Origin of the sequence: Pseudomonas sp. 18173, assembly GCF_050432945.1 — a bacterium.
Classification (GTDB): Bacteria; Pseudomonadota; Gammaproteobacteria; order Pseudomonadales; family Pseudomonadaceae; genus Aquipseudomonas.
The window spans coordinates 147,316-171,548 of the sequence record NZ_JBKFTN010000003.1 but is presented as its reverse complement, the minus strand read 5'-3'; the positions used below and the strand labels follow the sequence as shown (position 1 = coordinate 171,548).

Genomic DNA, 24,233 nt, shown 5'->3' with positions numbered 1-24,233 from the left:
GCGCTATGGCTTGGAATGAGCCGGGTGGCAACTCGAATAATCAGGATCCTTGGGGTGGCAAGCGTCGTAACAACGGCGACCGCAAGGGACCACCGGATCTCGACGAGGCCTTCCGAAAGCTGCAGGAAAGCCTGAACGGTTTGTTCGGTGGTGGTAAGAAACGTGGTGGCGACGACGGCGGTGGTCCGGGCAAGAGTGGCGGCTTTGGCGGCCTGCTCGGCATCGGGCTGGTCGTGTTGGCCGCCGTTTGGCTGTACAGCGCGGTTTATGTCGTCGACGAGCAGGAGCAAGCCGTGGTGCTGCGCTTCGGCAAGTACTACGAAACCGTGGGTCCGGGCCTGAATATCTACTTCCCGCCGATCGACAGGAAGTACATGGAAAACGTCACGCGTGAGCGTGCCTACACCAAGCAGGGCCAGATGCTCACCGAAGACGAGAACATCGTCGAAGTGCCACTGACCGTGCAGTACAGGATCAGCAATCTGCAGGACTTCGTGCTGAGCGTCGATCAGCCGGAAATCAGCCTGCAGCACGCGACCGACAGCGCCTTGCGCCATGTGGTGGGTTCCACCGCAATGGACCAGGTGCTGACCGAAGGTCGTGAATTGATGGCCAGCGAAATCAAGGAGCGTCTGCAACGCTTCATGGATACCTATCGCACCGGTATCACCGTGACCCAGGTCAACGTTCAGAGCGCAGCGGCACCGCGTGAAGTCCAGGAAGCCTTCGATGACGTGATCCGTGCCCGGGAAGACGAGCAGCGTTCGCGCAACCAGGCCGAAACCTATGCCAACGGCGTCGTGCCGGAAGCTCGTGGCCAGGCCCAGCGCATCCTCGAGGATGCCAATGGCTACCGTGACGAAACCGTTTCGCGCGCCAAGGGTGAGGCCGATCGCTTCACCAAGCTGGTCGCCGAGTACCGCAAGGCGCCGGAAGTCACCCGCCAGCGTCTGTACCTGGACACCATGCAGGAAGTCTTCAGCAACACCAGCAAGGTTCTCGTGACCGGCAACAAGAACGGCCAGAGCAACCTGCTGTACCTGCCGCTGGACAAGATGGTTGAAAGTGGTCGCAGCACCAGCACTCCGATGAGCAGCGGTGCGGCAGCCACCAGCAATGAAGCGAATACGCGTGCGGCAGCAGATCTGCAGCAGCAGGCACGTACCAGGGAGAGTCGCTGATGAGCAATAAATCGCTGATCGCCCTTATTGTCGGCGTCGTCGTGGCGATCGCTGCCTGGAACTGCTTCTACATCGTCGCTCAGACCGAGCGCGCGGTGTTGCTGCAGTTCGGTCGCGTGGTCCAGACCGATGTTCAGCCAGGGTTGCACGTGAAAGTGCCTTACGTTAACCAGGTGCGTAAATTCGACGCACGCCTGATGACGCTGGATGCACCGACGCAGCGCTTCCTGACGCTGGAAAAGAAAGCCGTGATGGTCGATGCCTACGCCAAGTGGCGCGTGAAGGACGCAGAGCGTTTCTACACCGCGACTTCCGGCCTCAAGCAGATCGCTGACGAGCGTCTGTCCCGTCGTCTGGAGTCGGGCCTGCGTGACCAGTTCGGCAAGCGCACCTTGCACGAAGTGGTCTCCGGTGAGCGCGATGCGCTGATGGCGGACATCACTGCTTCGCTGAACAAGATGGCTGAAAAAGAACTGGGCATCGAAGTTGTCGATGTTCGGGTCAAGACCATCGACCTGCCCAAAGAAGTGAACCGCAGCGTGTTCGAACGTATGAGCACCGAGCGTGAGCGTGAAGCTCGCGAGCACCGCGCCAAGGGTAACGAGCTGGCTGAAGGCATCCGTGCCGACGCCGATCGTCAACGCCGCGTGCTGCTGGCTGAAGCCTATCGTGAATCCGAAGAGGTTCGCGGTGACGGCGATGCCCAGGCTGCTGCGATCTACTCCAAGGCATACGGTCAGGATCAGGAGTTCTACGCGTTCTACCGTAGCCTGCGCGCCTACCGTGAAAGCTTCGCGAACAAATCCGACGTCATGGTTCTCGACCCAAGCAGCGACTTCTTCCACTACCTGGAAAAAGCCAAGCCTTGATACGGCGTTGACCTGAATCCTCCCGCCGGGCGGCTAAAACCTCTGGCGGGGTGATCCTTTGGGAAAACGTGTGTATGATGCGGCAGCCGGGAAATTCCCGGCTTTTTTGCGTCTGCATGTTTGATTGCTGTTTTCAAGCAGATGCCGGGCCGATTGGCTCGACAGTTTTTCGAGGAAAGTGGTTGGCGAAGCCGGTAGAAGGGCTTTTCGCTCCGTCGCCCATGCGCGTGGATTGCACATGAGCTGATCATTTTCTGCTTCACTCAAGGCTCGCCGACAGGCTGGTCGCCCGGATATAGGGGAAGGCGTAATGGCAACGGTAGACCGCTGGCTTCTGCCAGATGGCATCGAAGAAGTACTGCCACCGGAAGCGGCGCGTATTGAAGTCGCGCGTCGTCAGGTGTTGGATCTGTTCCAGAGCTGGGGTTACGAGTTTGTCGTGACTCCCCATATCGAGTACCTGGAATCCCTGCTGACTGGCGCGGGCCAGGACCTGGATCTGCGGACCTTCAAGGTCATCGACCCGCAATCGGGCCGGCAAATGGGTTTCCGTGCCGACATCACGCCGCAAGTGGCGCGCATCGATGCGCACACCCTGCGCCGCGAAGGTCCGAGCCGCCTGTGCTATGCCGGTAGCGTGCTGCATGCCCAGCCGCGTGCCTTGTCGTCCTCGCGCAGCCCGATTCAGCTGGGTGCCGAGTTGTACGGCGACGGTAGCCCGAGCAGCGACGTCGAAGTCATCAGCCTGATGCTGGCCATGCTGCAACTGGCCGATGTGCCGGATGTGCACATGGACCTCGGCCATGTCGGCATCTATCGCGGCCTGGCCCGCGCCGCCGGTCTGTCCGGCGAAGTCGAACAACAGTTGTTCGACGCATTGCAACGCAAGGCCATCGACGAGGTCATTACCTTGACCGAAGGCTTGCCGGCCGATCTGTCGGGCATGTTGCGGGCGTTGGTCGACCTGTGTGGCGGCCGTGAAGTGCTGGCTGCGGCCCGCGAGCGTCTGGCCAAGGCTCCGGCGCAGGTGACGGCGGCACTGGACGACCTGCTGGCGATCGCTGAGCGGCTGTCCGTGCGTTTCCCGGAGCTGCCGCTGTATTTCGACCTGGGCGAATTGCGTGGTTACCACTACCACACCGGCGTAGTGTTCGCCGTGTTCGTACCGGGTGTTGGTCAGTCCATTGCCCAGGGTGGTCGTTACGACGACATCGGCGCCGACTTCGGTCGCGCCCGTCCGGCAACCGGCTTCTCTACCGATTTGAAAACCCTGGTGACCCTGGGGCGTGCTGAGATCGAGCTACCGTCTGGCGGTATCTGGATGCCTGACAGTACGGATGCAGCACTCTGGCAGCAGGTTTGCCAGTTGCGCAGTGAGGGTCAGCGTGTCGTCCAGGCCTTGCCTGGACAACCTTTGGCCGCCGCCCGTGAAGCGGACTGCGACCGGCAATTGATTCAGCAGAACGGGCTTTGGCAAGTATCGCCACTGGCTTCTTGAGGTTTCCCGCCGGCTGCCGCCGGCACCAAGTTTGCGCGAATGAGGACAAGTGTTATGGGTAAGAATGTCGTAGTCCTGGGCACCCAATGGGGTGATGAGGGCAAAGGCAAGATCGTTGATCTGCTGACCGAACATGCTGCCGCCGTAGTGCGCTACCAGGGTGGCCACAACGCTGGACACACCCTGGTGATCGACGGTGAAAAGACCGTCTTGCACCTGATTCCGTCGGGCGTACTGCGCGAAGGCGTGCAGTGCCTGATCGGCAACGGCGTGGTGGTTGCACCTGACGCCCTGATGCGTGAAATCGTCAAGCTGGAAGAGAAAGGCGTACCGGTGCGCGAGCGCCTGCGTATCAGCCCTTCCTGCCCGCTGATCCTGTCCTTCCACGTTGCGCTGGACCAGGCTCGTGAAAAGGCTCGTGGCGAGCTGAAGATCGGTACCACCGGTCGCGGCATCGGTCCGGCCTACGAAGACAAGGTTGCACGTCGTGGCCTGCGTGTGGGCGACCTGCTCAACATGCCGCGCTTTGAAGACAAGCTGCGTGAGCTGGTGGATTACCACAACTTCATGCTGGTGGGTTACTACAAAGAGCCTGCCATCGAGTTCGAAAAGACCCTGGCCGAGTGCAAGGAATACGCTGAGCTGCTCAAGCCGCTGATGCTGGACGTGACTGCCGAGCTGCACGACCTGCGTCGCGCTGGAAAGGACATCATGTTCGAAGGCGCCCAAGGCTCCCTGCTGGACATCGACCACGGTACCTACCCGTACGTGACCAGCTCTAACACCACCGCTGGCGGCGTTGCTACCGGTTCGGGTGTTGGCCCTATGTTCCTGGACTACATCCTGGGCATCACCAAGGCTTACACCACGCGCGTAGGTTCGGGTCCATTCCCGACCGAGCTGTTCGACGAAGTCGGTGCGCACCTGGCCAAACAAGGTCACGAGTTCGGCGCGACTACCGGCCGTGCCCGTCGTTGTGGCTGGTTCGACGCTGTTATCCTGCGTCGCGCTATCGATGTGAACAGCATTTCGGGCATCTGCCTGACCAAGCTGGACGTACTCGACGGCCTGGAAACCATCAACATCTGTGTCGGCTACAAGGATGCGCAAGGCAACACCGTTGCCCCGACTGACGCCGACAGCTACGTAGGCCTGCAGCCTGTGTACGAAGAAGTGCCGGGTTGGACCGAGTCGACCGTGGGTGCCAAAACCCTGGAAGAGCTGCCAGCTAACGCCCGTGCTTACATCAAGCGCGTTGAAGAGCTGATCGGCGCGCCGATCGACATTATTTCGACGGGGCCTGACCGCAACGAAACCATCGTTCTGCGTCATCCGTTCGCTTGATAAGTCGTTGATGTAAAACACAAAGGCCCCTTAATCGGGGCCTTTGTCGTTTATGCCGGTCGAACGGCATGACCTTTGCTGTGAACATTAAAAAAAGCATTGCTTCCGGCGTGCTATCAATTTAATGGCGCCAAAGCAGAGGGATTTCAGATGTCGGCCGTTCTCTCATTGTTACAGAGCCGTTTATTACGGCCTGTGTTCGTTACCCTTGGTATCGCCCTTTTGGTGCAGGTGCTGGTGGCTGTTGCCCTGACCCGGAGCACGGTGACCGCGCTGGAAGCCGATCTGGGCATGCGCCTGGGCGCGGACAGTCAAAAGCTCTCCGCCGAGCTCGAGCAGGCAGGGCGCGAAGTCACGTCCAGTCTGGACGGTCTCTCTACCAGTACACGTCAACGCCTCACGGCCGGTTTGTCCTCGCGTCTCGAGGAAGAACAGGCGCAATTGCGTAAGACCCTGGAAAAGGACCTGAAGGACTCCGCCAGCGATATGGCTCAGCTTCTGGCTTCCGTTGCGCCTCGCGCCATGTGGGACAACGACGTTCCGACACTGTCCGAGTTCGCCCGCCGGGCCCAGCGCAATCCCAATGTGCTGTTCGTGGTGTATGACGACGCCACCGGCCAGCACCTGACGCGCTACCTCAACCGGGAAAACCCGATCAACAAGGCGCTGCTGGAAAAAGGCCAGGGCGAGCGGGCGCTCGACAAGGTGCTGGATGCGGCGAAGAACGATCCTTCGGTCTTCTACATCGAGGCTTCGATCAACCCCAATGGCGTGGAAATCGGCAAGGTCCTGATGGGGGTCTCGACGGCCTCGGTGGAGACTGATCTGGCGGCCCTCGACAAGCGCTTCTCGGCCTTGATCGCCAGCAGCGATCAGCTGGTGGGCGACAGCCTCAAGGGCGCGGCCGCCGACAGCGCGGCGGCCATGCGCGCGCGTCTGCAGTCGGCGCAGTCCACGGCGGCTGAAATGAAAGCCAACACCACCGGCACCGTACAGGAAGCCGCCGCGACCTTGCGCTGGCGCATCGGTGTATGTCTGGCGGTGGTGGGTTTCGGTGTCCTGCTGCTGTTGGCGGTGGTGCTCGGTCGCCGAGTGGTCAATCGCCTGAAAATGCTGATCGTTGCCATGGATGACCTGGCGGCGGGCGAGGGCGACCTGACCAAGCGTGTGCAGATCAACAGCAAGGATGAGATCGGCGACATGGCCTCGGCGGTCAATCGCTTTGTGGACAAGTTGCAGCCGATCGTGCGCGAGGCGGGCGATGTGGCTCAGCGTACCGGTGTGGAAATTGGCGCCATGACCTTGCGCAACGCCGGTGCGGATGCGGCGGCTGGCATGCAGCGCGACGAGGTGGCGGAGAGTTTGCGTGCCTTGTCGCAAATGGCTGATGAGGCGCAGTCGGAAAGCCACGCCATGCAGGCGGCGCTGAAACAAGTCGTGGACATTCGTCAGGCTACCGACGAAAACACCCGGACCTCGGCGAAAGTCGGCAGCCTGATCGAGGAGCTGGCGGGGCAGGTCAACACCGGTGCGCAAGTGATCGAGCGCCTGGCACAGCAAAGCGAACAGATTGAAGTGGTGTTGACGGTGATTCACGGCATCGCCGAGCAGACCAACCTGCTGGCGCTGAACGCGGCTATTGAAGCGGCACGTGCCGGCGAGACCGGGCGCGGGTTTGCGGTGGTGGCGGATGAGGTGCGGGCGCTGGCGAGCAAGACGCAGAGCTCCACTGGCGATATTCAGGCGCACATCGTTGCATTGCAGCAAGGTGCGCGTGAGGCGGTGGCGGCGATTGGTCAGGCCGGGCGCCAGGCCAGTGAAGGTTTACTGGTGCTGCGCGACAGTGCCCGGTTGCAGCAGTCGGTGCAGGCATCTGTCGAGCAGGTCCATGCGGCGATCGGTTTGGCTACCCAGGCTGCGGCGCATCAGGCGCAAGGCGCACAGGCCGTGCGCGGGCGGGTCCAGACCATTCACGCCCAGGCCGAGAAAGCCGCGCAGGCTGTCGTGGAGACCACGGCGAGCGGCAAAGTGCTCGATGGCCTGGCGGCGCAGCTGAAGGCGAGCCTGGGGCAGTTCAGGGCTTAGTCTATTGTCTGTGCCGGCCCCTTCGCGAGCAGGCTCGCTCCCACATTGGAATGCGTCTTCCTGTGGGAGCGAGCCTGCTCGCGAAGGCGGTATCAGCGACTCAGGTACATCCGCGTCGTTAGCAGATAAACCGGCAACCCCGACACCAGGATCAACAACGCCGCATAAGGCGCCGCAGCAGCAAACTCCACATTCGCGGTATGCGCCCACACCTCCGTCGCCAGGGTATTGAGTCCGGTCGGGCTCAGCAGCAGTGTCGCCGTCAGTTCCTTCATCGCATCCAGGAACACCAGCGCAAAAGCCGCGCCCAGCGCCGGAAAGATAATCGGCAGTGTCACTCGACAGAACGCACTGAATGACGAGGCGCCGAGTGTGCGGGCGGCCTCCTCGAGTTGCGGTGCCGCCTTGTTCAGGGCAGTGCGGATCGGTGCCTGGGCCAGTGGCAGAAACAGCAGGGCGTAGGCGATCAGCAGCAATGCCGAAGTCTGGTAGAGCATCGGCACGTAGTGCAGGGCGAAATACACCAGGGTCAGGGCAATGACCAGTCCCGGCAGGGCGTGCAGCAGATACGGCAAACGCTCGGCCCAGATCGCCAGTTGACCTTTGTAGCGTACGACCAGCAGGCCGACCGGCACCGCCAGCACCAGGCAAAACCCGGCGCCTCCCAGCGACAGTGCGAGGGATGAAAGCAATGCTTCGCCGATCGCCGCCATGGGAAAGGCTGCCGATGATCCCACCGCAAGCCAGTAGGCCAGCATGCCCAGCGGAATCCCGCTGCCAATGATTGTCAGCAGCAGGCAGTAAAGCTGTCCCGCCACTGCCCACGGCCCCAGTTGAACCTGTTCCGCGTGCCTTGCCGCGCCCTGGCCGGTGCGCACGTGTCGACCCTTGCCGCGCACGCGTAGCTCCAGCCACAGCAGCGCCAGGCACAGCATCAGCAGTACGGCGGAGAGCATCGCCGCGTTGGCATTGCTGAACTCCAGCTCGAACTGTTGATAGATCGCCGTGGTGAAGGTTTGCAGGCCGATGATCGACAAGGCGCCGAACTCCACCAGCATGTGCAGCGCAATCAGCAAAGAGCCCGCCAGCAGCGAAGGCCAGAGCAGGGGTAGGGTGACACGGAAAAACACACCCCAACGATTCTGGCCCAGGGTGCGGGCCGACTCTTCAAGGGACGGGTCGAGGTTGCGCAGGGTGGCCGCCACGGGCAGAAAAATCAGCGGGTATTTGGACAGGCTCATCACCAGGATCGCCCCGCCGAGCCCTTCAAAGTGAGCGCTCAGTGAAACCCAGGTGAAGCTGCTGACAAAGGCCGGTACGGCAAACGGCAGGCACAGGATCACACCCCAGATCCTGCGTCCCGCCAGATTGCTGCGTTCGAGCAGCCACGCCAGTGACAGGCCGATCACGCCGCAGGCGAGGGTGACGCCCAGCATCAGCGCAAGTGTGTTGCGCAGCAGGCCGAATACGTAGGGCCGCCATAGCAGATGCAAGGCTTCGGCCCAGCCTGCTTGCCAGGTTTTGAGTCCGACATAGGCCAGCGGCAGGAAGCTGAGTACGACCAGCAGCAACACCGGCAACACCAATCCTATGGGAGGACGCTTGCGGCGCAGGCTGATGACAGATAGCGATGCGCTCATCAGTTCAAGCCAACGTCACGTTCCAGGTCCAGGGCTTCTTCGGCATTGCCGAGGTCGGCGGGTGTCACGTTCGGCGCCTGCAGTTCGCTGAATGGCTTGAGCCCGCGATCAGATTCCATGCCTTTGTGCAGAGGGTATTCGGCGGTGGTCTGGGTGATTACGCGCTGGCCTTCCTCGCTGGCCATGTAGGCGAGCAATTGCTGTGCTTGCTGGGGGTGTTTGCTGGATTTGAGCACCGCTGCGCTGGAAACGGTGATGAGCCCGCCGACATCGCCGCCGCTGAAGTAATGCAGCTTCGAGTCGAGCTGGCCTTTTTCACGCTGGAGGGCGAACCAGTAGTAGTTATTGACCAGCACGGTGGCCACTTCGCCATTTTCCACGGCTTTCAGTGCAACCATGTTGTTGCTGTAGGTCTTGCCGAATGCGCGCAGCCCGGTCAGCCATTCTTCGGCGGCGTCCATGCCGTGCACCTTGATGATCGCAACGGCTTGTTCCTGGAAGGCGCCACTGGTGGGCACGAAGCCGACTTTGCCTTGCCATTTGGGGTTGGAGAATTCCATTACCGAGGCGGGCAAGTCTTTTTCATCGATCAGTTTCGGGTTGAAGGCGACGACGCGCACCCGGGCAGTCACGCCAATCCAGGTGCCGTTGCCGGCCACGTATTCCTTGGGCAGAACGGCCAGCGTGGCGTCATCCGTCTTGGCCAGCAGGCCCTGTTCGCCGAGTTTGTTCAGTGGCGGCGACTCTTCGGTGTAGATGACGTCGGCAGGGGAGCGATCGCCTTCTTCGACGATCTGGCTGGCGAGCTGATTGCTGCTGCCTTTGCGCACATTGACGTGGATGCCGGTCTTGGCTTCGAAGGCTTTGGCGACCGCGTCGCCGACTTCCTTGTGCTGGCCGTTGTAGAGCGTCAGGGAAACCGGATCGGCGGCTTGGGTGAGGGGCGTGGCCAGTGCCAGGCCGAGCAGGGTAATGGTCAGGCCGCGGCGCAGGGTATTTCGAAACATCATTCGCAGGGTTCCTCACTGTCGCATTGCAAAAACTTGCAACAATGATAAACGATATTGTTTCTCAAATGCGCCTTGTGTTGGCTGGCATATGTTCGCTATTGGGCTCGCCCCCCCTTGTAGGAGCGAGCTTACTCGCGATGGGCGCGAACGAAAACGAGGGTCGTCTGGAGAAATGCGTTGCCTGCACATTCATCGCGAGCAGGGTGGAGTGCTTTTTCAAACGCCAGAAACGCAAAAACCCGCTTTCGCGGGTTTTTGTGAAACTCAAGGCCGTAACCTTGAATTTGAATTGGTGCCCAGAAGAAGACTCGAACTTCCACGGCCGTAAGGCCACCAGCACCTGAAGCTGGCGTGTCTACCAATTTCACCATCTGGGCATTCATCTTCAGCGTTGCCGCTGTTGATGTGGCGCACTATACGGAGAGCATTTTGATCTGTAAACCCCTGATTTTAAAATTAATAAATCAGGGGCCCAGAATGCAAAAAACCCGCTTTCGCGGGTTTTTGTGTGAGCCTTGAAATTGATCTAATCTCAAGCTCGAAATTGGTGCCCAGAAGAAGACTCGAACTTCCACGGCCGTAAGGCCACCAGCACCTGAAGCTGGCGTGTCTACCAATTTCACCATCTGGGCATTCATCTTCAGCGTTGCCGCTGTTGATGTGGCGCACTATACGGAGAGCATTTTGATCTGTAAACCCCTGATTTTAAAATTAATAAATCAGGGGCCCAGAATGCAAAAAACCCGCTTTCGCGGGTTTTTGTGTGAGCCTTGAAATTGATCTAATCTCAAGCTCGAAATTGGTGCCCAGAAGAAGACTCGAACTTCCACGACCGTAAGGTCACCAGCACCTGAAGCTGGCGTGTCTACCAATTTCACCATCTGGGCAGTATCGGCAACGTCTCCGTCGTCGATGGCGCGCACTATACGGAGCGTCTTTTTAACTGTAAACCCCCAGCCTCAAAAAAACCTGAAAAAATTCACCAGCGGTCTGCAATTCAGCTTTGAGGTGTCGATACAGGGCTTTAGATGGGTCGTCTTAGCTTGAAATTTCCCGTTTCATTACGCCTATGCCAAACTAACCCGCATATAGACAAGGTGAAAACTCTCTAATGGCCGATTGGCAGTCCCTCGATCCCGAGGCCGCTCGTGAAGCGGAAAAATATGAAAACCCCATTCCTAGCCGCGAACTGATCCTTCAGCACCTTGCTGATCGAGGTTCGCCTGCTAACCGCGAGCAACTGGTCGAAGAGTTTGGTCTGACCACAGAAGACCAGATCGAAGCCCTGCGCCGCCGCCTGCGCGCCATGGAGCGCGATGCTCAACTCATCTATACCCGTCGTGGCACTTACGCGCCGGTGGACAAGCTCGACCTGATCCTGGGCCGCATCAGCGGTCACCGCGACGGCTTCGGCTTCCTGGTGCCGGACGACGGCAGTGACGACCTGTTCATGAGCCCGGCGCAGATGCGTCTGGTGTTCGACGGTGACCGTGCCCTGGCCCGTGTTTCCGGCCTGGACCGTCGTGGTCGCCGCGAAGGCATGATCGTCGAAGTGGTGTCCCGCGCTCACGAAACCATCGTCGGTCGCTACTTCGAAGAGGGCGGTATCGGCTTCGTCGTTGCCGACAACCCGAAGATCCAGCAGGAAGTGCTGGTCACGCCGGGCCGTAACGCCAACGCGCAGATCGGTCAGTTCGTCGAAGTGAAGATCACTCACTGGCCGACGCCACGCTTCCAGCCGCAAGGCGACGTGGTTGAAGTCGTGGGCAACTACATGGCGCCGGGCATGGAGATCGACGTTGCCCTGCGGACCTATGACATTCCTCACGTCTGGCCTGAAGCCGTGCTCAAGGAAGCCGGCAAACTCAAGCCGGAAGTCGAAGAGAAAGACAAAGAGAAGCGCATCGACCTGCGTCATCTGCCGTTCGTCACCATCGACGGCGAAGATGCCCGCGACTTCGATGACGCGGTCTACTGCGAAGCCCGTCCGGGCAAGCTGCGCCTGTTCTCCGGCGGCTGGAAGCTGTACGTGGCGATTGCCGACGTATCCAGCTACGTGAAGCTCGGTTCGGCACTGGATGCCGAAGCGCAGGTTCGCGGTAACTCGGTGTACTTCCCCGAGCGCGTGATTCCGATGCTGCCTGAGCAGCTGTCCAACGGTTTGTGCTCGCTGAACCCGCAAGTCGACCGCCTGGCCATGGTTTGCGAGATGACCATCTCCAAATCCGGCGAGATGACCGACTACTGCTTCTACGAAGCGGTGATCCACTCCCATGCCCGCCTGACCTACAACAAGGTCAGCGCGATGCTGGAAACGCCGAAGGCCACCGAGGGGCGCAAGCTTCGCGGTGAGTACACCGACGTGGTGCCGCACCTCAAGCAGCTCTACTCGCTGTACAAGGTGTTGCTGGCCGCTCGCCATGTGCGTGGCGCGATTGATTTCGAAACCCAGGAAACCCGGATCATCTTCGGTTCCGAGCGCAAGATCGCCGAAATCCGGCCGACCGTGCGCAACGATGCGCACAAGCTGATCGAGGAATGCATGCTGGCGGCCAACGTGGCCACCGCCGAGTTCCTGAAAAAGCACGAAATCCCTGCGCTGTATCGCGTTCACGACGGTCCGCCGCCGGAGCGCCTGGAAAAGCTGCGCGCCTTCCTCGGCGAGCTCGGCCTGTCCCTGCACAAAGGCAAGGATGGTCCGTCGCCGAAGGATTACCAGGCACTGCTGGCCGGTATCAAGGATCGTCCGGATTTCCACCTGATCCAGACCGTCATGCTGCGTTCGTTGAGCCAGGCGGTCTACAGCGCCGATAACCAAGGCCACTTCGGCTTGAATTATGAGGCCTACACGCACTTCACTTCGCCGATCCGCCGCTACCCGGACTTGCTCACGCACCGGGCGATTCGCAGCGTGATCCATTCGAAGCAGGACACCCCGCACGTTCGTCGTGCCGGTGCGATGACCATTCCGAAGGCGCGCATCTATCCGTACGATGAAGCGGCCCTGGAGCAACTCGGCGAGCAGTGCTCGATGAGCGAGCGCCGTGCCGACGAAGCGACCCGTGACGTGGTGAACTGGCTCAAGTGCGAGTTCATGAAGGATCGCGTAGGCGAATCGTTCCCGGGCGTAATTACTGCAGTGACCGGTTTTGGTCTGTTCGTCGAGCTTACAGATATTTATGTCGAAGGCCTGGTGCACGTCACCGCGCTGCCGGGCGACTACTACCACTTCGATCCCGTGCACCACCGCCTGGCCGGTGAGCGTACCGGTCGCAGCTTCCGCCTTGGCGACACCGTGGAAGTGCGGGTCATGCGCGTCGACCTCGACGAGCGCAAGATCGACTTCGAGATGGCAGAAAAAACCATCAGCGCGCCGATCGGCCGCAAAAAACGTGGCACCGAAGCGGCAGCACCTGCGGCTAAAGCCGAGGCAGAACCGGCCCCGGCGAAAACCGGTCGTCGTCCTGCCAAGGAAAAGGCTGTCGAGGCCTATCGTCCGAGCGATGCGGCGGCGAAAAACGCCGAAGTGCGCAAGAGTCGTGAAATGAAACAGGCGTTGCTGGCCGGTGCGAAAAGCGGCGGTAAAGCGGCGTCTGGGGGAAAGACCAGCCGGTCGGCGCCTGACAAGGCTGTCGGCGGCAAACCAGCCAAACCGAGCAAACATCGTAAAGGTCCGCCAAAGGCGGGCTCGGCTCCAGCCAAGACTGGCGGGGCGCGTAAACCTAAGGCCAAGCCATGAGTCAGTTGGAAAAGATCTACGGCGTACACGCTGTAGAAGCGTTGTTGCGTCATCACCCGAAACGCGTGAAGCAGATCTGGCTGGCCGAAGGCCGCAATGATCCTCGGGTCCAGACGCTGATTGAGCTGGCCAACGAAAACCGTGTCCAGGTCGGTCAGGCCGAGCGTCGTGAAATGGACGCCTGGGTTGAAGGCGTGCACCAGGGCGTGGTGGCGGACGTCAGTCCGAGCCAGGTCTGGGGCGAGGCGATGCTCGACGAGCTGCTCGATCGCACCGATGGCGCGCCGTTGTTGCTGGTGCTCGACGGTGTGACCGATCCGCACAACCTCGGTGCCTGCCTGCGCTCCGCCGATGCGGCGGGCGCTCTGGCCGTGATTGTGCCGAAAGACAAGTCGGCTACCTTGACGCCGGTTGTGCGAAAAATCGCCTGCGGTGCGGCGGAAGTGATTCCGCTGGTCGCCGTGACCAACCTGGCGCGCACCCTGGAAAAGCTCCAGCAGCGTGGCTTGTGGGTTGTCGGTACGGCGGGGGAGGCTGAGATCAGCCTGTATGACCAGGATCTCACCGGCCCGACCATCCTGATCATGGGGGCCGAAGGCAAGGGCATGCGCCGCCTGACCCGCGAGCATTGCGACTACCTGGTGCACCTGCCGATGGCCGGTAGCGTCAGCAGCCTCAACGTGTCGGTAGCGACTGGCGTGTGCCTGTTCGAGGCGCAGCGTCAGCGCGGCGCGAAAGCTGCGGCGGCCGCCAAGAAAGCCTGATTAGCGCACGACCCACTGTAGGAGCGAGCTTGCTCGCGAAGGGCTCAAGATCACCGCGGGGCATCAGCTTCCCCGCGTTATCGTTGACGACCTTCGCGAGCAAGCTCGCTCCTACAGTGTTTTTTGGTGTCGGTGGCTGTTCAAATAATCACCAATTACCTTGCGCCTCCCTCGCCCCTTCTCTACAATTGCGCCCCTTGCTGTGACGGCAGGCATTCATGTGCCTTACCCACGCAAGTCCATAAGTGTCATTCACTCCTTGTCTGACCGCTTTTGAGCGGCAGGCTACAACCCGTAAGGAGCATTCATGCGTCATTACGAAATCATCTTTTTGGTCCACCCGGATCAAAGCGAGCAAGTCGGCGGCATGGTTGAGCGTTACACCAAGCTGATCGAAGAAGACGGCGGCAAAATCCACCGTCTGGAAGATTGGGGCCGTCGTCAACTGGCCTACGCAATCAACAATGTTCACAAGGCTCACTACGTGATGCTGAACGTTGAGTGCACTGGCAAGGCCCTGGCCGAGCTGGAAGACAACTTCCGCTACAACGATGCAGTGATCCGTAACCTGGTCATCCGTCGCGACGAAGCCGTTACCGGCCAGTCCGAGATGCTCAAGGCTGAAGAAAACCGCAGTGAGCGCCGTGAGCGTCGCGACCGTCCTGAGCACGAAGGCGCTGAAAGCGTTGACAGTGATGACAGCGACAACAGCGATAACGCTGACGAGTAATCCACGGACCTTTTAAGGAGCCTATCAAATGGCACGTTTCTTCCGTCGTCGTAAATTCTGCCGCTTCACCGCTGAAGACGTGAAAGAGATCGATTACAAAGATCTCAACACTCTGAAAGCCTACGTATCCGAGACCGGCAAAATCGTTCCAAGCCGCATCACCGGTACCAAAGCTCGTTATCAGCGTCAGCTGGCCACCGCTATCAAGCGCGCCCGCTTCCTGGCCCTGCTGGCCTACACCGACAGCCACGGCCGCTGAGACCGGGCAGTCGACTCGTAGCAAAGGATTGAATGCATGCGGGCCATAGCTGAGTTCATCATGCGCGGCCGTATGCAGGCCACTCTCGTAGTGGCTGGATGCGCGGCAATGCCGTTGTTGTATTGGTTGGGTGCTGCCGCCGGATGCCTTGTGCTCCTGCGGCGCGGATTGAGGGACGCCCTGGGCGTTCTTGCTCTGGGACTGCTGCCGGCATTGGTCTGGTGGCTGTACTCCGACGACCCACGGGCACTTCTGGTGCTGCTGGGGTCTGCGAGCCTTGCGTTGGTTTTGCGCGCAAGCGAGTCCTGGAACCGCGTGCTGCTGGTCAGCATAGCGATGGGAGTGGTGTTTTCAGTGGTGTTGGGGACAGCTTTTGCTCCCCAGATCGAGATGCTGGCGCAGGCTTTGATCAAAGTCATGCCGTCGCTACTCGGTGATGTCTACCAGAAGATGTCGGTAGACGAACAAGCGCGTTTCGCGTCCCTGATTGCACCGGTCCTGACCGGCCTGATTGCGGCGTTGTTGCAAGTCGTCAGCTTGCTGAGCCTGCTTGTCGGGCGCTACTGGCAGGCGTTGTTGTATAACCCAGGCGGTTTTGGTCGCGAGTTTCGCGCCATCCGCTTCCCGCTGTTGCCGGCGATGTTGCTGCTGGCGTGCATGCTTCTGGGGCCGAACATCGGTCCGCAGATGGCCATGTTGACGCCGTTGTGCAGCGTACCGCTGGTGTTCGCCGGGCTGGCCCTGATTCACGGGCTGGTGGCGCAGAAGCGACTGGCCAGGTTCTGGCTGGTGGGGTTGTACGTAACGCTGTTGCTGTTCATGCAACTGATCTATCCGTTGCTGGTGGTCCTGGCCATCGTCGACAGCCTGATTGATTTTCGCGGTCGTTCGGCACCGAAAGATGCCGATAACGCGAACGGTGAAGGTTAAAAGTTAAGAGGATTTTCACATGCAACTGATCCTTCTGGAAAAAGTCACCAACCTGGGCAACCTGGGTGACAAAGTGAACGTTAAGGCTGGTTACGGTCGTAACTACCTGCTGCCTTACGGCAAAGCTACCGCTGCGACCCCAGCCAACCTGGCTGCGTTCGAAGAGCGTCGTGCCGAGCTGGAAAAAGCTGCAGCAGATCGCAAAGCATCGGCTGAAAGCCGCGCTGCCCAACTGGCCGAGCTGGAAGTGACCATCACTGCCACCGCTGGCGACGAAGGCAAGCTGTTCGGTTCGATCGGTACTCACGACATCGCTGACGCACTGACCGCCTCCGGCGTTGAAGTGCAGAAGAGCGAAGTTCGTCTGCCGAACGGCACCATCCGCAACGTAGGCGAATTCGACGTAGCCGTGCACCTGCACGCCGAAGTTGAAGCCACCGTACGCGTTGTCGTGGTAGCAGCTTAAGCAGCACTTGTCGGCTGGCACCCTCGGGTGCTTGCCGGTAACATCGGGCACGATCCTGTTTACAGGTCGTGCCCTTTGTCTTTCTGAACCCCCTGCTTTTCATCACCCAAAACACAAGTGGCCATGAACGATATCTCCGCTCCCGAGCAATACGATCTGCAAACCGCCGCCCTGAAGGTGCCGCCGCACTCCATCGAGGCCGAACAGGCCGTGCTCGGTGGTCTGATGCTGGACAACAACGCCTGGGAACGCGTGCTCGATCAAGTCTCCGACGGCGATTTCTATCGACATGACCACCGCCTGATCTTCCGTGCGATCGCCAAGCTGGCCGATCAGAACATGCCGATCGACGTCGTGACCCTGTCCGAACAACTGGATAAGGAAGGTCAGACCTCGCAGGTCGGCGGCCTCGGTTACCTCGGTGAGCTGGCGAAAAACACCCCGTCCGTCGCCAACATCAAGGCCTATGCGCAGATCGTTCGTGAGCGGGCGACATTGCGCCAGTTGATCGGCATCAGCACTGAAATCGCCGACAGCGCTTTCAACCCGGAAGGCCGCACCGCTGCCGAGATTCTCGACGAAGCCGAGCGCCAGATCTTCCAGATCGCCGAGGCCCGGCCAAAGACCGGTGGCCCGGTGGGCGTCAACGACCTGCTGACCAAGGCCATCGACCGCATCGACACCCTGTTCAACACCGACAACGCCATTACAGGCCTGTCCACCGGTTATACCGACCTCGACGAGAAGACCAGCGGCCTGCAACCGGCCGACCTGATCATCGTCGCCGGCCGTCCGTCCATGGGTAAAACCACCTTTGCGATGAACCTCGTGGAAAACGCCGTGTTGCGCAGCGAGAAGGCCGTCCTGGTTTACTCCCTCGAGATGCCAGGCGAATCGCTGATCATGCGTATGTTGTCGTCCCTGGGGCGCATCGACCAGACCAAGGTCCGTTCCGGTCAGCTGGAAGACGACGACTGGCCGCGCCTGACCTCGGCGGTCAACCTGCTCAACGACCGCAAGCTGTTCATCGACGATACCGCCGGCATCAGCCCATCGGAAATGCGTGCTCGCACCCGCCGTCTGGTGCGTGAGCACGGCGAAGTCGGCCTGATCATGATCGACTACCTGCAACTGATGCAGATCCCGGGTTCCAGCGGTGACAACCGGACCAACGAGATTTCCGAGATCTCCCGATCCCTGAAAGCCCTGGCCAAGGAATTCAACTGCCCGGTGGTCGCGCTCTCGCAGCTCAACCGTTCCCTGGAACAGCGGCCGAACAAGCGCCCGGTGAACTCCGACTTGCGGGAATCCGGAGCGATCGAGCAGGACGCCGACGTGATCATGTTCGTTTATCGCGACGAGGTGTATCACCCGGAAACCGAGCACAAGGGCATTGCCGAGATCATCATCGGCAAGCAGCGGAACGGCCCGATCGGCTTTATCCGCCTGGCCTTCATCGGTAAATACACCCGATTCGAGAACCTGGCGCCGGGCAGCTACAACTTCGACGATGACGAATAACCTGTGGGAGCGGGCTTGCTCGCGAAGGCGGTGTATCAGACAACATCAATGTAGGCTGACACATCGCCTTCGCGAGCAAGCCCGCTCCCACATGGGTGTACGCAATTTCCGACCATAGCCGTCGGAATTGGTCAAAATTTGTGCTATATTCCGCGCCCGCGAAATTCAATGAAAGCCAACACCGGTTATCGACATGCAAGCAGCCAAGCCGTTATTTGACTATCCCAAGTACTGGGCCGAATGTTTCGGGCCAGCGCCGTTCCTGCCCATGAGCAGGGAGGAGATGGATCAGCTCGGCTGGGATTCCTGCGACATCATCATCGTCACCGGTGATGCCTATGTCGACCACCCGTCGTTCGGCATGGCGATCATCGGCCGGCTGCTGGAGTCCCAGGGCTTCCGCGTCGGGATCATTGCCCAGCCAAACTGGCAGTCCAAAGACGACTTCATGAAGCTCGGCGAGCCGAACCTGTTCTTCGGTGTCGCGGCCGGCAACATGGACTCGATGATCAACCGCTACACCGCCGACAAGAAAATCCGTTCCGACGATGCCTACACGCCGGGTGGCCTGGCCGGCAAGCGCCCGGACCGCGCCAGTCTGGTGTACAGCCAGCGTTGCAAGGAAGCCTACAAGCACGTGCCGATCGTGCTCGGCGGCATCGAAGCGTCCCTGCGTCGCATCGCGCATTACGATTACTGGCAGGACCGTGTGCGCAACTCGATCCTGATCGACGCCAGCGCCGACATCCTGCTCTACGGCAACGCCGAGCGGGCCATCGTCGAGGTCGCCCAGCGCCTGTCCTACGGTCACAAGATCGAAGACATCACCGACGTGCGCGGCACCGCGTTCATCCGTCGTGACACGCCGCAAGGCTGGTACGAAGTCGATTCCACGCGTATCGACCGTCCGGGCAAGATCGACAAGATCATCAACCCGTACGTCAACACCCAGGACACCGCTGCCTGTGCCATCGAGCAGGAGAAGGGCCCGGTTGACGATCCGCAGGAAGCCAAGGTCGTGCAGATCCTGGCCAGCCCGCGCATGACCCGCGACAAGACCGTTATCCGTTTGCCGTCGGTGGAAAAGGTCCGCAACGACGCGGTGCTCTACGCCCACGCCAACCGCGTGTTGCACCTGGAGACCAACCCGGGCAACGCCCGCGCGCTGGTGCAGAAGCACGGCGAAGTGGACGTCTGGTTTAACCCGCCACCGATTCCGATGACCACCGAAGAAATGGACTACGTGTTCGGCATGCCTTATGCGCGCATTCCGCACCCGGCGTACGGCAAGGAGAAGATCCCGGCCTACGACATGATCCGCTTCTCGGTGAACATCATGCGTGGCTGCTTCGGCGGCTGCACCTTCTGCTCGATCACCGAGCACGAAGGCCGGATCATCCAGAACCGTTCCCACGAGTCGATCATTCGCGAAATCGAAGAAATTCGCGACAAGGTCCCGGGTTTTACCGGTGTGATCTCCGACCTCGGCGGCCCGACCGCGAACATGTACCGCATCGCCTGCAAGAGCCCGGAAATCGAATCCGCGTGCCGCAAGCCATCGTGCGTGTTCCCTGGCATCTGCCCGAACCTGAACACCGACCACTCGGCGCTGATCCAGCTGTATCGCAGTGCCCGTGAGTTGCCGGGTGTGAAGAAGATCCTGATCGCTTCCGGCCTGCGCTATGACCTGGCGGTCGAGTCGCCGGAGTACGTCAAGGAACTGGTGACCCACCACGTCGGTGGCTACCTGAAGATCGCCCCGGAACACACCGAGGAAGGTCCGCTCAACCAGATGATGAAACCGGGCATCGGCAGCTATGACAAGTTCAAGCGCATGTTCGAGAAGTATTCCAAGGAAGCGGGGAAAGAGCAGTACCTGATTCCGTACTTCATCGCCGCCCACCCGGGCACCACCGACGAAGACATGATGAACCTGGCCCTGTGGCTCAAGGGCAACGGTTTCCGTGCCGACCAGGTGCAGGCGTTCTACCCGTCGCCGATGGCCACCGCCACCGCGATGTACCACTCGGGCAAGAACCCGCTGCGCAAGGTCACCTACAAGAGTGACGCGGTGACCATCGTCAAGAGCGAAGAGCAGCGTCGTCTGCACAAGGCGTTCTTGCGTTATCACGACCCGAAAGGCTGGCCGATGCTGCGTGAGGCACTGACCCGCATGGGCCGCGCCGACCTGATCGGGCCGGGCAAGAACCAGTTGATTCCTTTGCACCAGCCGTCGACCGACAGCTACCAGAGCGCCCGTCGCAAGAACTCGACGCCAGCCGGCAGCCATAAGGTGGCCAAGGAAAAGACCACCAAGATCCTCACCCAGCACACGGGCCTGCCACCGCGTGCCAGCGATGGCGGCAACCCGTGGGACAAGCGCGAACAGGCCAAGGCGGCGGCGTTCGCCCGCAACCAGCAGGCGGCCAAGGAGCGCAAGGACGCGGCCAAGGGCAAGGGACCGAAGCCGGCTCGCAAGCCGGTCGTGCCACGCTAAGCCGCGCTTGAACTGAACAGAACGCCAACCTTCGGGTTGGCGTTTTGCATTTCAGGGTTCAACCATTTGTGCTGAAGTCACTGGCCTCATCGCGGGCAAGCCCGCTCCCACAGGGTTTGCGGTGAACACAAAACTGCGGGCATCCCGAAAACTGTGGGAGCGGGCTTGCCCGCGAAGAGGCCGGAACTGCCAACCAATTTCTGGCTGGTTGCCACATTTACGTGCGCCTGCGCCAAACCATTTTCCTACTTCGTCCGATTTTGGTGCTGTACTGCCTCAGGCAACCAAGGAAAGCGCCAGCGTTGCTGGATGGCATAAGTCTTGCGCGCTTTCCCATACGCTCAAGGCTCGCAGGAGGCACGCCGTGTCGATTCATGTCGCATTGCACCATGTCACGCATTACCGCTATGACCGTGCTGTCGAGCTCGGCCCGCAGATTGTTCGCCTGCGTCCTGCCGCTCACAGCCGCACGCGGATTCTGTCCTATGCGCTGAAAGTCTCGCCCGAGCAGCACTTCATCAACTGGCAACAGGACCCTCAAGGCAACTACCTGGCGCGGCTGGTGTTCCCGGAGAAAACCGAGGAACTGCGGATCGAAGTCGACCTGCTGGCGGAAATGGCGATCTTCAATCCGTTCGATTTCTTCCTTGAGCCCTACGCGGAAAAAATCCCGTTTACCTATGCCACTGACGAACGCAAAGAGCTGGCACCGTACCTGGAAACCCTGCCCCTGACGCCGAAGTTCAAGGCTTATCTGGACGGCATCGACCGCACGCCGTTGCCCGCCGTGGATTTTCTCGTCGCGCTCAACCAGCGCCTGAGCGAAGACATCGACTACCTGATCCGCATGGAGCCCGGCGTACAAACACCGGAACACACCCTCGACCAGGCCTCAGGTTCGTGCCGCGATTCCGCCTGGTTGCTGGTGCAACTGTTGCGCAACCTGGGACTGGCGGCGCGTTTCGTGTCGGGCTACCTGATCCAGTTGACCGCCGACGTCAAAAGTCTCGACGGTCCGTCCGGCACCGACGTGGATTTCACCGATCTGCACGCCTGGTGCGAGGTGTACTTGCCCGGTGCCGGCTGGATCGGCCTGGATGCGACCTCCGGGCTGTTTGCCGGTGAAGGACATATTCCGTTGGCCTGTAGTCCCGATCCGTCCTCTGCGGCGCCGATCAGTGGCCTGGTGGAACCGTGCGAGTGCCAATTCAGCCACGAAATGTCCGTGGAGCGGGTTTGGGAAGCGCCACGGGTCACCAAGCCGTACACCGACGAACAGTGGCAGGCGATCCAGGCCCTGGGCCGACAGATCGATGCCGATCTGCTGGAAGGCGATGTGCGCCTGACCATGGGCGGCGAGCCGACCTTCGTGTCCATTGATGACCCGGACGGCGCCGAGTGGAACACCGCGGCACTGGGGCCGGATAAACGGCGGTTGTCCGCCGAGCTGTTCCAGCGCCTGCGTAAACATTATGCGCCCAAGGGGCTGGTGCATTTCGGGCAGGGCAAGTGGTACCCCGGCGAGCAACTGCCGCGCTGGTCGCTCAATTGCTATTGGCGCCGTGACGGCGTTCCGATCTGGCACAACAGCGCGCTGATCGCCGATGAGCAGGAAGACTACGGTGCCGATGGTGCACTGGCCGGGCGTTTTCTGGCCAGCGTGGCCGAGCGCTTGAACATTCCGACACGCTTTGTGTTTCCAGCCTACGAAGACAATTTCTATTACCTCTGGCGCGAGGGGATGCTGCCGCAAAACGTCAGCGCCGAAGATTCGCGCCTGGAAGAGCCTTTGGAGCGTGCGCGTCTGCGCAAGGTCTTCAGTCAAGGCCTGGACAAGGTCATTGGCCATGTCCTGCCGCTGGCGCGCACCGCCAAGGGCGATCAGTGGCAGAGCGGCCGCTGGTATCTGCGCGACGAGCACTGCCGACTGGTGCCGGGGGACTCGCCTCTGGGTTATCGCTTGCCGCTGGGTTCACAGCCCTGGGTAAAAGCGGCGGAGTACCCGTTCATTCATCCGCAAGACCCGAATCAGGATTTCCCGCCGCTGCCCGACACCGCGCAACTGCAAAGGCAGGGCGAGACTGCCGAGGTGCAGGAGCGCATACCGAAGATCGATGAATCCGCCGACTGGCTGACCCGCACGGCGATCTGTGCAGAGGCGCGGGAAGGCCGTTTGTACCTGTTCATGCCGCCGCTGGAGCGGGTCGAGGATTACCTCGAACTGGTCACGGCCATCGAAGCCACCGCTGAAGAGCTGATGTGCCCGGTATTGCTGGAGGGTTATGAGCCGCCGAGTGATCCACGCCTGAGCAACTTCCGTATCACTCCAGATCCGGGGGTGATCGAAGTCAACGTACAACCGTCCGCAACCTGGGATGAATTGGTCGAGCGCACTGAATTCCTCTACGAAGAAGCGCGCCAGACCCGGCTGACCACCGAGAAATTCATGATCGACGGCCGGCACACCGGCACCGGTGGCGGTAACCATTTCGTGCTGGGTGGCGCGACCCCGGGGGATTCACCGTTTCTGCGCCGCCCGGATCTGCTGCGCAGCCTGATCAGCTACTGGCACAACCATCCGTCGCTGTCCTACCTGTTTTCCGGATTGTTCATCGGTCCAACTTCCCAGGCGCCGCGGGTCGACGAAGCGCGCAACGATGCCTTGTACGAACTGGAAATAGCCTTTGCACAAATGCCTGAAGCGGGTGAGGAATGCCCGCCGTGGCTAGTGGACCGACTGCTGCGCAACCTGCTGATCGATGTGACCGGCAACACCCACCGTGCCGAGTTCTGCATCGACAAACTCTATTCGCCGGACGGTGCCACCGGACGCCTCGGGTTGCTGGAGTTGCGTGCGTTCGAGATGCCGCCCCATGCGCGCATGAGCCTGGCGCAACAATTGTTGCTGCGGGCGCTGGTGGCGCGGTTCTGGCGCGAGCCCTATGCACCGCAGAAACTGGCGCGCTGGGGCACGGAGCTGCACGATCGCTTCCTGTTGCCGCACTTTATCGAGCAAGACTTCGCCGATGTCATCGTCGACCTCAACGCCGTCGGTTATCCGCTGCGGGCCGAATGGTTCGCCGCACATCTGCAGTTCCGTTTTCCCAAGGTTGGCGATTACGCCGTCGGTGGTATTGCGCTGGAACTACGCCAGGCGCTCGAACCCTGGCACGTGCTGGGCGAAGAGGGCGCCATGGGCGGTACGGTGCGTTACGTGGATTCGTCGCTGGAGCGTTTGCAGGTCAAGCTCAGCGGCTTGCCGCCCCAGCGCTATCTGCTGACCTGTAATGGCGTCCCGGTGCCACTGCAGCCCACGGGGCGGGTCGGCGAGTTCGTGGCCGGCGTGCGTTTCCGAGCCTGGCAACCGGCCAACTGCCTGCAACCGACCATCCCGGTCCATGCGCCGCTGGTGTTTGACCTGCTCGATACCTGGATGCAGCGATCGCTGGGCGGCTGCCAGTACCACGTCGCTCATCCGGGCGGGCGCAATTACGACAGCTTGCCGGTCAATGCCAACGAGGCCGAGAGCCGGCGCATGGCGCGTTTCTTCCGCATCGGACACACGCCGGGAAAACTTCCCGTACCGAATCCGGAAATCAACGACGAGCTGCCGATGACACTCGATTTGCGACGTTTCTGAACCGTGCGCGACGCTCGGATTTTTCGTATGTCCGGACGTCACGAGCCTGCGCTAGTCTGA

The 24,233-nt window shown here is 60.7% G+C and carries 16 protein-coding genes and 3 tRNA genes; 14 read left to right on the top strand and 5 right to left on the bottom strand.

Features of this window, described 5'->3' with window-relative positions; translation table 11 throughout:
- The first annotated feature begins 5 nt into the window (after positions 1-5).
- From hflK to ACLD1X_RS04670, 5 genes are all read left to right on the top strand, one after another.
- The gene (gene hflK, locus ACLD1X_RS04690; RefSeq protein WP_429366330.1) at positions 6-1,181 is read left to right on the top strand and encodes an FtsH protease activity modulator HflK; all 1,176 of its coding nucleotides are present in this window, start codon (positions 6-8) and stop codon (positions 1,179-1,181) included.
- Positions 1,181-2,050 (top strand): protease modulator HflC, encoded by an 870-nt coding sequence (gene hflC, locus ACLD1X_RS04685; protein WP_046039827.1) that lies wholly within the window; start codon positions 1,181-1,183, stop codon positions 2,048-2,050. Before hflK ends, hflC begins: the two co-directional genes overlap by 1 nt.
- A 310-nt stretch (positions 2,051-2,360) precedes the next feature.
- Positions 2,361-3,548, top strand: a complete 1,188-nt coding sequence (locus ACLD1X_RS04680) for an ATP phosphoribosyltransferase regulatory subunit (protein WP_007983998.1) — start codon at positions 2,361-2,363, stop codon at positions 3,546-3,548.
- A 54-nt stretch (positions 3,549-3,602) separates the two neighbouring features.
- Positions 3,603-4,892, top strand: a complete 1,290-nt coding sequence (locus ACLD1X_RS04675; protein WP_429366329.1) for an adenylosuccinate synthase — start codon at positions 3,603-3,605, stop codon at positions 4,890-4,892.
- 150 nt (positions 4,893-5,042) lie between these two features.
- Positions 5,043-6,977 (top strand): methyl-accepting chemotaxis protein, encoded by a 1,935-nt coding sequence (locus ACLD1X_RS04670; RefSeq protein ID WP_429366328.1) that lies wholly within the window; start codon positions 5,043-5,045, stop codon positions 6,975-6,977.
- A gap of 92 nt (positions 6,978-7,069) precedes the next feature.
- Here ACLD1X_RS04670 and ACLD1X_RS04665 read toward each other — a convergent pair whose 3' ends face one another.
- The 5 genes from ACLD1X_RS04665 to ACLD1X_RS04645 form a co-directional block, all read right to left on the bottom strand.
- Positions 7,070-8,617: an ABC transporter permease gene (locus ACLD1X_RS04665; protein WP_429366327.1), complete on the bottom strand. Its 1,548-nt coding sequence runs from the start codon at positions 8,615-8,617 to the stop codon at positions 7,070-7,072.
- Positions 8,617-9,627 carry an extracellular solute-binding protein gene (locus ACLD1X_RS04660; RefSeq protein WP_429366326.1) on the bottom strand — a complete coding sequence of 337 codons (1,011 nt, stop codon included), beginning with the start codon at positions 9,625-9,627 and terminating at the stop codon, positions 8,617-8,619. The genes ACLD1X_RS04665 and ACLD1X_RS04660 overlap by 1 nt, the downstream gene beginning before the upstream one ends.
- A 290-nt stretch (positions 9,628-9,917) precedes the next feature.
- A tRNA-Leu gene (locus tag ACLD1X_RS04655) sits at positions 9,918-10,004 on the bottom strand.
- Positions 10,005-10,172: 168 nt separating this feature from the next.
- Positions 10,173-10,259: transfer RNA gene (locus tag ACLD1X_RS04650), tRNA-Leu, on the bottom strand.
- Positions 10,260-10,427: 168 nt separating this feature from the next.
- Positions 10,428-10,514: transfer RNA gene (locus tag ACLD1X_RS04645), tRNA-Leu, on the bottom strand.
- A 224-nt stretch (positions 10,515-10,738) separates the two neighbouring features.
- On the opposite strand from ACLD1X_RS04645, the gene rnr reads away from it, so the two are divergent.
- The 9 genes from rnr (at position 10,739) to ACLD1X_RS04600 (ending at position 24,173) form a co-directional block, all read left to right on the top strand.
- Complete coding sequence (gene rnr / locus ACLD1X_RS04640; protein WP_429366325.1) at positions 10,739-13,366, top strand: ribonuclease R; 2,628 nt, start codon at positions 10,739-10,741, stop codon at positions 13,364-13,366.
- A complete protein-coding gene (gene rlmB, locus ACLD1X_RS04635) occupies positions 13,363-14,130 on the top strand; it encodes a 23S rRNA (guanosine(2251)-2'-O)-methyltransferase RlmB (RefSeq protein ID WP_429366324.1) in 768 nt (255 codons plus the stop codon). Before rnr ends, rlmB begins: the two co-directional genes overlap by 4 nt.
- A gap of 307 nt (positions 14,131-14,437) precedes the next feature.
- Positions 14,438-14,860: a 30S ribosomal protein S6 gene (rpsF, locus tag ACLD1X_RS04630; protein ID WP_007982042.1), complete on the top strand. Its 423-nt coding sequence runs from the start codon at positions 14,438-14,440 to the stop codon at positions 14,858-14,860.
- 28 nt (positions 14,861-14,888) lie between these two features.
- The gene (rpsR, locus tag ACLD1X_RS04625) at positions 14,889-15,119 is read left to right on the top strand and encodes a 30S ribosomal protein S18 (protein ID WP_002551829.1); all 231 of its coding nucleotides are present in this window, start codon (positions 14,889-14,891) and stop codon (positions 15,117-15,119) included.
- A 36-nt stretch (positions 15,120-15,155) separates the two neighbouring features.
- Positions 15,156-16,049: a hypothetical protein gene (locus ACLD1X_RS04620; RefSeq protein WP_429366323.1), complete on the top strand. Its 894-nt coding sequence runs from the start codon at positions 15,156-15,158 to the stop codon at positions 16,047-16,049.
- A gap of 19 nt (positions 16,050-16,068) precedes the next feature.
- On the top strand, positions 16,069-16,515 hold the full coding sequence (rplI, locus tag ACLD1X_RS04615) for a 50S ribosomal protein L9 (protein ID WP_007973276.1): 447 nt from the start codon (positions 16,069-16,071) through the stop codon (positions 16,513-16,515).
- 123 nt (positions 16,516-16,638) lie between these two features.
- Positions 16,639-18,036 (top strand): replicative DNA helicase, encoded by a 1,398-nt coding sequence (gene dnaB, locus ACLD1X_RS04610; RefSeq protein WP_429366322.1) that lies wholly within the window; start codon positions 16,639-16,641, stop codon positions 18,034-18,036.
- A 193-nt stretch (positions 18,037-18,229) separates the two neighbouring features.
- Entirely contained in the window at positions 18,230-20,533 is a 2,304-nt protein-coding gene (locus ACLD1X_RS04605) for a YgiQ family radical SAM protein (RefSeq protein ID WP_429366321.1), read from the top strand.
- 364 nt (positions 20,534-20,897) lie between these two features.
- On the top strand, positions 20,898-24,173 hold the full coding sequence (locus ACLD1X_RS04600; RefSeq protein ID WP_429366320.1) for a DUF2126 domain-containing protein: 3,276 nt from the start codon (positions 20,898-20,900) through the stop codon (positions 24,171-24,173).
- Positions 24,174-24,233: the final 60 nt, after the last annotated feature.

Bases quoted from the DNA above. Each gene is read 5' to 3' on its own strand.
- hflC (WP_046039827.1), top strand. From the start codon at position 1,181: ATGAGCAATAAATCGCTGATCGCCCTTATTGTCGGCGTCGTCGTGGCG.
- rpsR (WP_002551829.1), top strand. From the start codon at position 14,889: ATGGCACGTTTCTTCCGTCGTCGTAAATTCTGCCGCTTCACCGCTGAA.
- dnaB (WP_429366322.1), top strand. From the start codon at position 16,639: ATGAACGATATCTCCGCTCCCGAGCAATACGATCTGCAAACCGCCGCC.
- ACLD1X_RS04665 (WP_429366327.1), bottom strand. From the start codon at position 8,617: ATGAGCGCATCGCTATCTGTCATCAGCCTGCGCCGCAAGCGTCCTCCC.
- ACLD1X_RS04660 (WP_429366326.1), bottom strand. From the start codon at position 9,627: ATGATGTTTCGAAATACCCTGCGCCGCGGCCTGACCATTACCCTGCTC.
- rplI (WP_007973276.1), top strand. From the start codon at position 16,069: ATGCAACTGATCCTTCTGGAAAAAGTCACCAACCTGGGCAACCTGGGT.
- ACLD1X_RS04605 (WP_429366321.1), top strand. From the start codon at position 18,230: ATGCAAGCAGCCAAGCCGTTATTTGACTATCCCAAGTACTGGGCCGAA.
- ACLD1X_RS04670 (WP_429366328.1), top strand. From the start codon at position 5,043: ATGTCGGCCGTTCTCTCATTGTTACAGAGCCGTTTATTACGGCCTGTG.
- ACLD1X_RS04620 (WP_429366323.1), top strand. From the start codon at position 15,156: ATGCGGGCCATAGCTGAGTTCATCATGCGCGGCCGTATGCAGGCCACT.
- rnr (WP_429366325.1), top strand. From the start codon at position 10,739: ATGGCCGATTGGCAGTCCCTCGATCCCGAGGCCGCTCGTGAAGCGGAA.
- ACLD1X_RS04680 (WP_007983998.1), top strand. From the start codon at position 2,361: ATGGCAACGGTAGACCGCTGGCTTCTGCCAGATGGCATCGAAGAAGTA.
- rlmB (WP_429366324.1), top strand. From the start codon at position 13,363: ATGAGTCAGTTGGAAAAGATCTACGGCGTACACGCTGTAGAAGCGTTG.
- rpsF (WP_007982042.1), top strand. From the start codon at position 14,438: ATGCGTCATTACGAAATCATCTTTTTGGTCCACCCGGATCAAAGCGAG.
- ACLD1X_RS04675 (WP_429366329.1), top strand. From the start codon at position 3,603: ATGGGTAAGAATGTCGTAGTCCTGGGCACCCAATGGGGTGATGAGGGC.
- hflK (WP_429366330.1), top strand. From the start codon at position 6: ATGGCTTGGAATGAGCCGGGTGGCAACTCGAATAATCAGGATCCTTGG.